The sequence below is a fragment of the Rhodoferax sp. genome, from assembly GCF_028688795.1.
Classification (GTDB): Bacteria; Pseudomonadota; Gammaproteobacteria; order Burkholderiales; family Burkholderiaceae_C; genus Rhodoferax.
Genome location: NZ_JAQTXM010000052.1, coordinates 1 through 12,999, shown reverse-complemented (window position 1 = coordinate 12,999; position 12,999 = coordinate 1). Strand labels below are relative to the sequence as shown.

The 12,999-nt window shown below is 51.9% G+C and carries 8 protein-coding genes; 6 read left to right on the top strand and 2 right to left on the bottom strand.

All coding sequences use genetic code 11. The features are described 5' to 3' along the window. The 6 genes from PHQ58_RS23720 to PHQ58_RS21985 form a co-directional block, all read left to right on the top strand. Window positions 1–162, top strand: a 162-nt coding sequence (locus PHQ58_RS23720) for a DNA cytosine methyltransferase (protein ID WP_367187360.1), incomplete at its 5' end; no start/stop codon positions are given. Then, window positions 159–2,021, top strand: a complete 1,863-nt coding sequence (locus PHQ58_RS22005; RefSeq protein WP_300115720.1) for a hypothetical protein — start codon at window positions 159–161, stop codon at window positions 2,019–2,021. The genes PHQ58_RS23720 and PHQ58_RS22005, both read left to right, overlap by 4 nt. Before the next feature lies 1 nt (window position 2,022). Next, a complete protein-coding gene (locus PHQ58_RS22000; protein ID WP_300115718.1) occupies window positions 2,023–4,512 on the top strand; it encodes a DUF2357 domain-containing protein in 2,490 nt (829 codons plus the stop codon). Between the two features lie 82 nt (window positions 4,513–4,594). Then, a complete protein-coding gene (locus PHQ58_RS21995) occupies window positions 4,595–5,554 on the top strand; it encodes a hypothetical protein (protein WP_300115717.1) in 960 nt (319 codons plus the stop codon). A gap of 22 nt (window positions 5,555–5,576) precedes the next feature. Next, entirely contained in the window at window positions 5,577–9,812 is a 4,236-nt protein-coding gene (locus PHQ58_RS21990; RefSeq protein ID WP_300115716.1) for a DUF3883 domain-containing protein, read from the top strand. A gap of 195 nt (window positions 9,813–10,007) precedes the next feature. Beyond that, window positions 10,008–10,991 carry an HNH endonuclease gene (locus PHQ58_RS21985; protein WP_300115714.1) on the top strand — a complete coding sequence of 328 codons (984 nt, stop codon included), beginning with the start codon at window positions 10,008–10,010 and terminating at the stop codon, window positions 10,989–10,991. A gap of 596 nt (window positions 10,992–11,587) precedes the next feature. Here PHQ58_RS21985 and PHQ58_RS21980 read toward each other — a convergent pair. Further along, window positions 11,588–12,475 (bottom strand): metallophosphoesterase, encoded by an 888-nt coding sequence (locus PHQ58_RS21980; RefSeq protein WP_300115711.1) that lies wholly within the window; start codon window positions 12,473–12,475, stop codon window positions 11,588–11,590. Between the two features lie 181 nt (window positions 12,476–12,656). Then, on the bottom strand, window positions 12,657–12,999 hold a 343-nt coding region (locus PHQ58_RS21975), incomplete at its 5' end, for a hypothetical protein (RefSeq protein WP_300115710.1).

The window sequence follows — 12,999 nt, the reverse complement described above, 5'->3', positions numbered from 1 at the left end:
ACTCCACTTGAAGCCCTCCGATTGCAGGGATTTCCTGATGCCTATGCAGAACAGATAAGATCACTGTCAATTCCGTTTATATCTGCTTATAAAGCTATCGGAAATGCCGTACCAGTCAATATGGCAGCGGCAGTGATAGAAAATCTAATGGAGAATGGGTGAAATTTATGAGCCTTAATGATTTGATTGAAACGCTTAAGAGCAAGTATCCTGGGGCTGATTCTGGCATATTTTCATTCCATGATATTGATAGCGCATTAGCAATACAAATTAAGGGAACAGATGTAATAAAAGCATTACGTGGTGGTGCTTCAAACAAGGATCAAATCGACCTAACATACGGCCCAACCTTGCCTACTGGAAGGAGTCCAGTGGATGACTTTTTCCCAACTTTAAATGTTCCTGTTCATATTCATAAAAATGATCACCTGTTCATAAAGTGCAAAATATGGGGAGAGTGTATTGATAATTCTGACAGTTCTTGGATAGAAGACAAATTGGATGTAGTGAGAACTGTGGACAGGAATGGGCAGAATCCGGGACTTCAGCTTAGGGGATTTGAATGCCTACGTTTGCATTTGCCAGAAAACAAATGGCTAATTATTGCTCATAGACGTGAGCAATCATCTTACGAGCTATTTTCTCTTGATGCAGCAGATTGGAATAACCCTTCAAACAGAACTAAAGAGGTTTTTATCTTAGATGGATCGCTTGCTAGAGTTAATTACGTTTTTGAACAAATTTTACAACCTGTTTATTTGATAGATTTATTAAATAAGTTCAAAAGTCATACTGAAGTTGTAGGGCTTAAAACTGATAAGGGAATAAATAGCCGTTTTACTTCATCTTTATTAGCAAAAAAGCTTCTTATTCTTACTGGCCTCGCCGGATCCGGTAAAACTAAAATAGCTCAAGCCTTTGCCCGTTGGATCACCCCCGATCCGGGTTGGATGAATGAGGCCGACCATTCCAAAGGAAAGAATTCAAATCCATACTATGCTCTTGTGCCTGTGGGCGCCGACTGGACCGGCACTGAGAATATTCTCGGTTATCCGTACGGTCTGGACAACGTAACCTATGTAACCAAGCCGGCTCTGGAACTGGTACGCCATGCCCTTGATTCTGTACACTCGGCAATACCTCATTTTCTGATCCTCGACGAAATGAACCTTTCCCATGTGGAGCGTTATTTTGCCGACATCCTTTCCGCAATCGAGTCTGGCGAGGAGATTCCGTTGCATGAAGACGGTGAGCGTAAAATCAACGGATCGAATTTGGATCGCAAACTGAGCCTACCAGAGAACCTTTTCATCATCGGCACAGTAAATATCGACGAAACCACCTACATGTTCTCTCCCAAAGTGCTGGACCGCGCCAATGTCATCGAGTTCAAACTGGAATCGGACGACCTGCAGGCTTTTCTCAGCTCTCCCAAGGCTCCAAGGCTTGAAGAGCTGGACGGGAAAGGTGTCGCTTTCGGCAGCGGATTTGTCGAAGCTGCCGCCGATAAAGGGCGGGAGGTGCCTACCGCTGTCAAAGGCAACTATGAGTGTGAGATGATGCTGTTTTTCAACCTGCTACGGGAGCATAACGCCGAATTCGGCTATCGCACCAGCTATGAGGCCGCCCGTTTCATTCATTTCTACAATCAGCTCGGCGGATACTCCGAGGGGAGCGTCGACTGGTTCGACAGCGCCATGGACGCTGTTGTCGTGCAGAAGTTTCTACCGAAACTTCACGGTTCCCGGTCGAAGTTGGAAGGTCTGCTGTGGGCGCTCGCCTGGGCCTGCTTCGACAAGGAGCAAGATCGTGGGACAAAAGAATTTGCTGAGCAGATCAGGCAGGCCAGCCAGGCACAAAATGATGCGCAGTACTACCCTGAGAAGCTTTGGGATGCACTTGTAAAGATCAATCCCACTGACCCTTCAAAAGCCGCTCGCTATCCGTTAAGTTTCGACAAGGTGATGCGCATGTGGCGCAAGCTGGTGCGCGATCAGTTCGTGACGTTCGCCGAGGCATAGCGTGACTGCTGAGCCGATCCCATACGGAGAGGTCGAATGCCGGACACCGGAAGGCCGGCTGCTGGCGACGGTGAAAATCGCGACCCTAACCCCAGCGGTGAAAGAACCGCACATCGTTCAGCAGAGATCGCTGATAATGCTTTCCGGCGACGAGGCGAGGCAGAACAGCGAAGAGCGCCTGCAGCTGCGTGAACGCGGCCGTTATGAGTACCGCTTGAAGCCTGTTGGCGGAGAGCCACTGGAGCTCACTCTACTTGAAGACAGATGCGTTCATCCGAGTCCGGTAGAATCTGATCGCGGCCTGATCGAGCCGCAGGATTATTGCGGTCTGCTCCCGTTGACTGTCATCAGCAGATATAATCCTGACAGACCCTTGGCACGTGGCAGCATCGAAGTCCGCTCCGTCAAGCTCGGCTACCGCGAGCATTATCGGGGGATGCTGACCTGCATCTCAAAAATATGCGCCGGCCTGCTCATGGACTGCCGCGCACCTACTCGCCTAAAACTGGATACACTTTGGCGTGATAATCACCATATCATTGAACAGCAGCTGGAATTCCTGCGCTATACCCTGGAATCATCGCCGTTCCGCTCGGCTATCGATGAAGTGCTCCGCAATCCACACCGGCGGCTTGAGGACAACCGGGAAGAAAGGGACATTTCTCGCCCTTTCAAACCGGGCAGAGACTTTGCCCGTCAGATCGCCGTCGCCTCACGCCGCGTAGAGGTTCCGGAGGGACACCCGCTCCGCAGCGCAGGCATCCGCTCTCTACCCGCCAAGGTTTCCGTTCAGTCACGCACCGATTTTCTAGATACAGCCGAAAACCGCTTCGTCAAAATGGTTCTGTCTGAATTCCGCGACTTTTTGGCCGATGTGGCCTCTCACTTGACCCGCAGAACGGCGGATATCGACAAGCCAGAAACACGGCGGCTGCTGGGTGATGCGAACAGACTGCGCGGCATGCTGGAAACGCAACTGGGGCGGGGATTTCTGCCCGAAATCTCGCCGCCAGCGGTCGTGCCGCTCGGCAGTCCCGCACTGCAGCGCAAGTCAGGCTATCGCGAGCTGCTGCATTTCTGGCTGCAGTTCCATGCCGGGGCGCAGCTGTCCTGGGAAGGCTCCGCCGATGTGTTCGAAGCGGGAGCCCGGAACGTGGCAACGCTTTACGAATACTGGCTGTTCTTTCAGCTTGAAAAACTCTTCAGACAGAGGTTCTCCTGCGATAAACCGCTTCACTCGATCATCGTGGACAAGGAGAAAGCTCCTCCGCAACTGATGCTGAAACGCGGGGTCGAACTGAGGACTCCTGTCGCCGGTACCTGGTCGAATACCGCAAGCCGCCGGCTGAATGCCGAGTTTCATTTCAACCGAAAGTTCTGCCGGCGTCATGATCAAGATAAGGCGGGCAGCTGGAGCCGAGGCGTTCAGCCGGATTACACGATCAGCATCTGGCCGGCGGAATATTCCAGAGAGGATGCCGAGCGAAATGAGCTGATGGCGCACATTCACTTTGACGCGAAATACCGCGTCGACAGCGTTCGGGAACTGCTCGGCGATACGGCCGACGATGATGCGTTTGAAAGCGGTGCGGACAAGTCGGCCGGCGAGCGGACTGCGGCTAAGTATTCCGATCTTCTGAAAATGCATGCCTACAGGGATGCCGTGCGGCGTACCGCGGGGGCGTATGTGCTGTACCCGGGCAATCCCGGCGACGACGTCAGGTATAACGGCTATCATGAGGTGTTGCCGGGGCTGGGAGCATTCGCCGTCCGTCCCAGTGCTGAAGGAGAAGCGGCCGGGATAGAGGCGGTCTCGAAGTTCCTCGACGATGTTATAAACCATCTCGCCAACCGCACCACGGCCAGGGAAAGGGTCACCTACCATCTGGCGGAAGCATATACCGCGAAAGAGCAGCCGGTCAGCTACGGGGCACTGGTATTGCCGGAGTCGGACATTTACGGCAGCGAATTCCGGGCGCTGCCTCCGGCGGAAGAGATGGTGCTGATCGCGTGGTACGGGAATGATGCCCAGCTCGACCTTGCCCGTGATGAGGATGGTCTTTACTATGTCCGTCTTGGAAGCAGGCGCGGCGCGTTGCATATTCATCCAAATCTGGCAATGGTGCGATCCGTCATTCTGCACGCCAACGCGACAGTATTCGCAACGGGGATGCTGAAGCTGCGCGAACCAGGTTTCAGGATCTACACAAAGTCGGAATTACGGGCTGTACTGGAGCGTCATGCGAAAGGAAAAGGAGTCGCCTCCTGGCAGGCTGCCGCCGGGGCTGATGACGACGAGCAGATTTATGCTCTGTTCAAGACGGCTGAGAATCCCGACACATCATCTCAACCGTGGGACAGCAGGATATTGATGGATGAGATTGAGCGGTTCGAGTCGGACGAGAGGAACAAACCGGTCGTCAATGTCGGCAGAACCTCCCCCTATCCTCGCATCCTGCCGCTGCGGGACGTGCTGAAGGCGAGATACTGAATAGTTTTGGCTGGACGGTGTCTCTTTTATTGCTGTTTTGTGCGCACCGAAGTGATCTGAAGGTTGTGATGAGGGTATTGTGATGAACAGCAAAAGAATGGCAAAAGTTTGGCCGTATCCCAGGCATGACAATTTCAAGAAAATCCTTAAGACCGCCGCAGGCGACTGGTTTTCGGCGAAAGGGATGCCAACACATCCGAAAATGCCGTATTGCCTGGATAACTGGCAAAACTGGCGGAGAAACATCATTCTCGATAGCGTTGCAGATTACGTCGAATCCGAACAAAGAACCCATGAGCAGCGCAGCGAGCCGTATCCGTTGCACAAATACATCCACCATGGTTTGAGCAGTCAGGCCATGCTTTTCAACCTCCTCGGGCCGCTTGTGGTGGAGTCGGCCGAACACATTCTCGTAGACCTGATGCGCTCCCGTCGATTATCCGTACCGCAAGGGAAATTTGCAGGCAAGTTCGAGTTTTCGGACCGAAAGGTATTCAATGAAGATTCGGGGCAGCCGACATCGCTCGATTTTGTCTTAAATGACGAATCAGGTGTGCCGAGGATCTTTATCGAAGGGAAACTGAGCGAGCATGAATTCGGCAGCTGCTCGGTATTCATCGCCGGAGACTGTGACGGCAGCAATCCGTATCATGACAAATCGAGCTGTTATCTGCACCATATCAAGCGTACCTACCTTGACATGCTGGAAGAGTTCGGATTCACGGAACTGATGAAAAGTGAAAAGCTCTGCCCGCTGATAAATCATTACCAGTTTTTCAGAGAAGTTCTGATGAGTCTGAAATATGACGGAGTCTTCGTTCTGCTCTTCGACGACAGAAGCCCCGTCTTTTACTGTAAGGGCACAAATGGAACCAACCGCGGACTGATGCCGCTTCTTATGAAATTCGTACCGGAGGCGTATCATGACCGGATTGCGGCGATCAGCGTTCAGGAAGCTGTGGCCGCGATTCGCGAATCGGGGCAACACGGGCATTGGATCGAAGACTTCGCGGTTAAATACGGACTGCCTTCTGCAGGCTGAAAATCGAGATGATTACCTGACAATGAAAGATACTGTCATTAACGATTCATGGATACCGGGCTCTGCGGAAGAGTGGTTCGTCTGGCTTTCCGGAGAAGAGCGCAAAACACGTGATTCCTATCTGGCCAAACCGGCAAATCTTATTGCGGAATACAGGCATGAGAAGGAAATCACCCGAGACTATGAAGGCCGCGAGATTCTGGAATTGCTTCAGAACGCTGCGGATCAGGCTCAGGAAAGCCAAGTTGCCGGACGCGTAGTTCTGGAACTGCTGCCGGAGGGTCTTATTGTCGCCAATACGGGAGCGACGTTCTCCGTCGGCGGGATTCTGTCCCTGGCAACGGCAAACCTGAGTCCGAAATGGCGCAGGCGTAGAAAATTTATCGGCAACAAGGGATTGGGATTCCGGTCCATCCTGAACTGGTCGCGTTCCCCCATCATTCTGAGCGGCGCACTCGGCATCTCATACAATCGGTCATTTTCTGAGCGGATACTGTCCGAGCTGATAAACGACAGTCAGGAGCTCGCCGATCGGGTTATTGAGGAAAGAGGCGATACAAACGATCTCATCCTCCCTCTTCTTCCTTTTCCAAGCTACAGCGAAACCGGGCAATTAGATGATCAGGCTGGCGGTGCTGCCGAAAAGCTGATTCTGGAACGATGCAAATTCTGGAGCGAAGGCGGATATGACACCGTCGTAGGTATGCCGTTCGATCAGCCGAATGCCTTCGATGCGGCACGTAAGCAGCTTGATAATTTGCGGCCCGAAATTCTTCTCTTCGTTTCCAACTTGAAAGAATTACGGTTCATAACTGCGGATCGGGCGGAGAGAATCTGGAGATCCGAAGGTGATGCAAATCTGTCGATGATAACGCAAAATGACGAGCCTTTAGGATTGTGGAAGGTTCACCGCACATCGGGGACAATCCACGATGACAAGTTGGATTCCGATCAGAAAGGTCCGCTGGATTTCGAGATTGTGATTGCGGTCCCTGACGTCGAAAGCAAGACCGAGTTGAAATCGTCACCTCTTTTCTCTCATTTCCCAACCGAGATCGAGCTCCCTCTCCCCGTGGTTTGCCATGCGACATTGGTGCTCAACCAAAGCCGCAACCATACCCAGCAATGCGGCAGCAACAGTTACGTTCTCGAACAAATGGCGAAATTCATCGCATCTGTTGCAGAAATCCGCTCCGAAACATATCCGAATGGCCCGAATGCCGGTTTTCGGCTGCTTCTCCCCTTGAAAAGCTACCCGAACGATCTCACCCGAGAGAAGTTTCCGGAGCAGTTGATGTCTGCTGCGAGGAGTCGAAAGGTTGTCCCGACTATCGGTGGTACTGCCTGCTGTCCGCATGAAGCGCGTCTGGTGACCGGGGCAAGTGTCGAGTGGCTGCCGGCAGCTTCGTTCTCTGAAGTAGTCTCATATTCGGAGCAGGACGAAAAAGAGTTTTTTACCAGCCTCGGTGTGCCCGAAATGAATGGCACCGATCTGAAGGCCAGGATTATCGGTATTGATGATATTCAAATCAAGGATCGAGCGGCAATAATCTCGGGACTGATCAGAAACGGCATTGACAGATCGGCTCACAGTTCTTCTCTGCTTCTGGACAGCAATGGCATTCCGGTGCCGGATTCCGTCAGAATATTTCCCGCCCCCAGCAGCGGAGTGCCTCCAGTTCTCCCGTCGTGGGTTTCACTTAGATTTCTGCATGATGAATTGCGCATCGAGCTGATGCGCCAGCTTAAAGCGCAAGATGTACGCGATCTTCAGACAAAACTCTCGTCATTCGGTGTTCAGGAATATTCGCTGGCCAATCTCATTCGGAGGCTGATCGCCGCTTCGAATCGGCACAAACGGGATAATCAGGCACTGTCACCCAGTATCGATAAGGAGTTGCGGAATACGGTATATACTTTGTTTCAGTCCGAAGGGAAGACGGGTAGGAGGCCGGAATATCCTGACAAAGCTCCGCTCCCTCTGCCGAATCAGGCAGGGACGACTACTCCTGCAGATAACCTGTACTTCGGGCAAGGGTTCGGTGCGCAAGGAAATATTCTGCAAGCTCTGTACGAAAACTGGGCACCGGAAAAACTGTTGATTGAACCTGCAGGATTGGGACTCCCCGGTGAGGCGAGTGAGTTGAGGGATTTTCTAACGTGGCTGGGGGTGGCCGAATGGCCGAGAGAAATAGCAATCGACGATGCTGATACAGGATTTAAGGATCATGTACTGAGTAAAATAGCCTACCCTGCCAGATTCGAAGATTATTTTTTTCAATCGAAGGATAAGGTGCAGCATGCTTCGCTCAGGAAAGTACGGACCGTTGACGGCTTGAATGAGATCGTCAGTCATGCCGATTATGCTGCAGTGATCGCATGGCTTGCTCTCGATGTGCGCATTCCACAATGGATCAGGCCGCAATCGTCACACGCAGAACTGACAAGCATCTACAGTTCCGATCGAGTTCGTAGAAGGTACAAGGAACCATTGCCCTGTTATCTTCGTTGGAAGATAGAGAACTCGGCCTGGATCCCCAACGATGCGGGGGATGCATTACGGCCGAGAGATTGCGTAATCGGCCAGCGAGCAATTGAGGCTCTTTTTCCGCGTCCACCGAAGCCCTCATCCGAGGCTATGGGTAATTTCGGCGTTTCGGATGCCGACCTGCTGGATGGCTGGCGCAGATCGGGCGTTCTGACCAGTTTCGCGGAGCTTGAACTTGATGACATTTATGCGCGTCTTATTGAAATGCCAAAGCGTGATCCCGAGGGGCGTCAGGCCAAAGCTTTGTATCGCTGGCTATTGGAAGCCTCCGATTCTGCGATGGGGCACGGGCAATCTGCAAGAGAGGAGTTCATAAAAAACGGCAAAATGTGGGGACATTTCGGAGACACTGCAGACTATTACCCGGTTTCTGAGTTGCGACATGCCGACTCCGAGGGTTTGCCGACCAGCCTGCTGAATAATCTTAAAATAGTAGACCTCCCATTCAGAGTCGGTTCAGATAAAGTTGATCGCATTTTCGGAGTTAAGGCGATCGATCGTATGGGCATTGAGCAACGCGTGAAAAGTTTTCAGCTGGCAGAAAATCGAGATGAGGATTTCCAAAAGGCGAAACCGTTCTTATACCGCCTGCGCACGTCTCAGACCAGCCAAACCCAGTATCTTAACGCCTTGAAACTTCTATCTCTCAAAGTTTGTTCCGAACTGATCGCAGTAATCCGCTATGAAGACCGGGAGTTCGATTTTATGCCCCCGGTATGGGGCTGGCTGATCGAGAATAATGTGATTTATGTACGAGCTGACCCGGCGGAGCCTCTTGATATAGCCCCTGATCTTCTTGCCGACTCCGTAGGGGCGGCTATCGCGTCAATCTTTCGCATCGGTGATGGTGGCGAATTTGCCAGGATGTTTCTCTGCAAGGAAAAAGACAGAAAAAGTCTTCTGAGAAAAATGAGGGGCGGAGAAGCAGATGAAAATATGGAACTGATCATCGAAGAATTCGGAGGTGCCGATACAGCAGCACGTGTTGCCGCCATGCCGACGAATCTGCCGATTCATGAACCCGAATCGAAACCTGAAGAGCAACCATCAGTTCCTATAAGTGATGCAAAGCCCGAAGTTCCGTCTGAGAAGGAAACTTTCCCGACCGATCAGCCCAATGGTGACGGCCCGTTACAGGTCGAACAGGCAACGCATGTCCCTTCAGGAGCTCCGAAGCGTCAGGATCTGAAAATCAATAAGACGACGGGAACTCCGAGGAAACATACGGCAGCCCATCGTGTAACTGACGGCGCGTTCTGCGAGAAGAAAGCCATGGAGTTCGAAGAAGCGAGCGAACCGGCCCGCTACCCGCTTCAGGTAGGTCAACTGACTGGAATTTCCGCGTTCGGCTGTGACATCATAAGTTTCGCCAGCATCGAGGAGCGGGAGGCATTCAAATCTGGAGCGAGTAGACGCCTAGACAAGGTACTTCGATTCATCGAAGTGAAGGGGCGTAAGCATGAAAGCGGATCGATTGAATTGAAGGGCAACGAACGAACGGCGGCAATTGAAAACAGGAATAAATATTTCATTTACAGGCTGTACAATTCAGGAATCAACGAATACCAGTTGAGCATCTTGCAGGACCCACTCGGGCAAAAAGAAGCCCTTGAGCCCGCTGTTTATGTCGATTTGAATCGTGCGAATGAGACTCAGAAATATTCATTAATAGGCGGCATTCAAGAAGCCGGCACAGGTGGAACCGTATAATTTTGGCTCAAATATCTTAGAAGCATCAACGTAATTGCAGATTGCTGCGTCGATACGAAGTTGTTCCAATTTCCAGTGAATGTTGACGCTACTAGTAAAGGGGCCGTAAAGGGGCCAAACGAGCCAGAGTCATATGGGTCTAATTTGGGTCGAGTCTCAACTCGATACAAATTGTATGACAGCCAGAAAGAAACGATGACTGATCTCACAACCTCCATAAAACGCTTCGCCTCTCTCAACCGCGCCCCCGGCGCGACGTGGAACGAAGTAACCAAGCGCAAGGCGCCGCACAAGCCGCTCCTGCTGCTGGCAGTGCTGGACCTGGTGCATCGCGGAGTCATAACTACACCATTCATTGCCGTCACCGGCGATCTGGTGGAGCTAAACGAGCTGTTCAACCTCTACTGGCGGCGGATCATCCCCCTTGGACAGACCAGCAGCATCGCCTTTCCCTTCTCCCGTCTCGACCGCGAACCGTTCTGGGAACTGGTGCCGCAACCGGGCACGACAATCACCCCGGCGATCATCAACAACACCTCCTCCGTCACCTACCTCCGCAAATACGCCTTGGGTGCCAATTTGGACGAGGGGCTTTTCCGGATCATGCTGAGCGGTGAGGGGCGGGAGGCGCTGCGTGAAGCCCTGTTACAGTCCTGCTTCTCGGTGGATGCCGCTGCACAGCTCAGGGAACAGTCGATCATCAACCGCGAGGCGTTCTACTACAGTCAGATGCTGGAAGAGCAGGCTCGCCTGCCGCTGGTGCAGGAGATCGTTGAGGCGGACAACTATCGACCGGCGGCCCGCGACCAAGGCTTTCGCCGGATTGTTGTGAAGGCCTATGACCATCGTTGCGCCCTCTGCGGGGTGCGGATCATCACGCCGGAGCAGCACACCGTGGTCGATGCCGCCCATATCGTTCCCTGGTGCAGAAGCCAGAACGACGACATCCGCAACGGCATGGCTCTCTGCAAACTCTGCCACTGGGCCTTTGACGAGGGTATGATGGGGGTGTCCGACAGCTACGCCGTCATCACCTCGCGCCAGATCGCCGCCGATCCCAACGTTCCCGGCTTCCTGCAAACCCTTTCCGGCCGCAGCATCATTCCGCCATCAGACCGTGATCTCTGGCCAGCCCAACAGTACCTTGTCGAACATCGACGGGAATGGCGACTGATATGAGATATTCAGAAGGGTGTTGTGTGCAGGTGAAAAACGGGGAAGCTACTACATTCTCACAGGGAAGAAATGAGACATGTTTGGTACATTACGTGATTGGTGGACGGCCTTTTTTGATTACGGGACATTAATTGGACATATAGGACAAACGTCAGCAATTCAGGGATGATGTCGTATGGCGAATTATAATGTTAATGGGAACAATCCCGATTTGCGCCAAAAATACGCCAATTACGCCAATTACGCCATTAAGCAATAAGGATCTACTTGCACAGAAACACCCGATCCCACTTCTTCCGCTTATCGACAGTCGTCTTGTCTAGTCGCAATCGGACATCGCAGATATCCCAAGAGTTGAAACAACGCTTGTATGCCCCACCAGAAGCAAGTTCCTCAACATGGCGTACTTTGTGGGAAGCAAGCCGTTTTGGGGCAGATTTCCGAGTCGGAGCAATTTTCAATATGAGATTTTTCTTGATTGATCGTGCCATGATCAAAATCACCTTCATGATCAAAATCGTACCAGCAGTACAATAGATTATCGGATTTTTCTGGGTAATTCCAGTGAACTTTTCTGGGAACCTTTTCGTGAAGCAAGGTTATGTCAATTCGATTATCAACTGCTTGTCATACTGCGGATTGGCCTCTACATCCTTGTAGCCATAAGGGTTTACCACCACCCGGGTTTTGCCGAGTGTGTAGTCGAACGAGTTGTGCGTATGGCCGTGAACCCAGAGATCCGGGCCAAGGTCGATGATATCGCTGGAGATATCGGTCATGAAGGCGCAGTTGAGACTGTCTCCCCGGAATTTTTCATGGATGGAGTGCGGTGACACCCCATGGTGTGTCACCACGACAGTCTTCTTTTCGCCGGCTGCTGCCAGTGCTTCGAATATATAGCGCTTCGATTCCTGAAACAGATCGACCGTCTCTTCCGGCATGAGCCGTGTTCCGTCAGCCTTTTTGATCAACACAAAGTCGTTCATGTTCTTCCGAGCGTACTGCATCTTGAAGAAATCCTTCTCCCGGAAGTCTGTCCATAATGTTGCCCCGATAAATATGACACCGTTGATCTCAACCGATTCATTTTCAAGAAAATGGACATTCTTGGGCAGGGAGAGCTTATCTTTCAGCTCGTGGATGCGCCCGAAGAAATCATTGTGGTAGAAGAAGTGATTCCCCTCAACATAGATGACTGCCAGAAAACGCTTGGCGAGGAGGCTGACAACCTTGAGCCAGGTCTCCTGACGGTGAGCGAGGCCAATGTCACCGGCAACCAGGGCAACGGTCTCCTTGTCTGTCGGCAGCGGAGGGATCACCATCTCCAGAATGCGCGGGATCTTGTTGGGCTGCCAGAATTCAGCATGAATATCGGAAAAGGGGCGGACAATCATTGTCTCTCCAACACAAGAAGCAGATTCAGTCAAAGTATCCGCTAATATACCTGAAAAAGGTGTTAAATCTGGATAATTATTGCTATGTGGCATGTCAGTCAACTAGGCAATGCTGCATTAAAGGCACCATTTTTGTACCCAAAAATGCGGCATTGCCTGAAGGTGGCAAAAAGTTCCCCATTTTAGCTACCAAATTGGCATCCAAAACAGCCACCGAAATATTATCCCAATTGGCATCCCAAACAGGTGCCCTTTTGGGATACCAATAATTCTCCTACCACCAGTAGTACCAGCGCCAGTACCACCATGGAACATAGCAGGGGCGATAATCCGTGCTGGAGTAGGCGTATTTGATCAGCGTCCAGAATGGTTTCCCCTTCACGTAGCCATGATAGAGCCGCACCTGCACCCGATCCATCAGAATGTATGGCAGAGAGATACAGGCGATGCCGATGGCCCAGTACCAGAATGTCCCGAGGAAACAGAGTCCGACCAGCAGACCGGCAACCGCGCTGGTGAGCAGGGTAACGAATATGGCGACCAGCACTGCCGGGAATTTTGCCCGTTTCGGCTGCCGCTCTCGTAACCATTGCTGGGCGTCATAGTATTTGATCATC

Coding starts and splice junctions, on each gene's coding strand:
- PHQ58_RS21995 (WP_300115717.1), top strand. CDS start 4,595: ATGAACAGCAAAAGAATGGCAAAAGTTTGGCCGTATCCCAGGCATGAC.
- PHQ58_RS21990 (WP_300115716.1), top strand. CDS start 5,577: ATGAAAGATACTGTCATTAACGATTCATGGATACCGGGCTCTGCGGAA.
- PHQ58_RS21985 (WP_300115714.1), top strand. CDS start 10,008: ATGACTGATCTCACAACCTCCATAAAACGCTTCGCCTCTCTCAACCGC.
- PHQ58_RS21980 (WP_300115711.1), bottom strand. CDS start 12,475: ATGCCACATAGCAATAATTATCCAGATTTAACACCTTTTTCAGGTATA.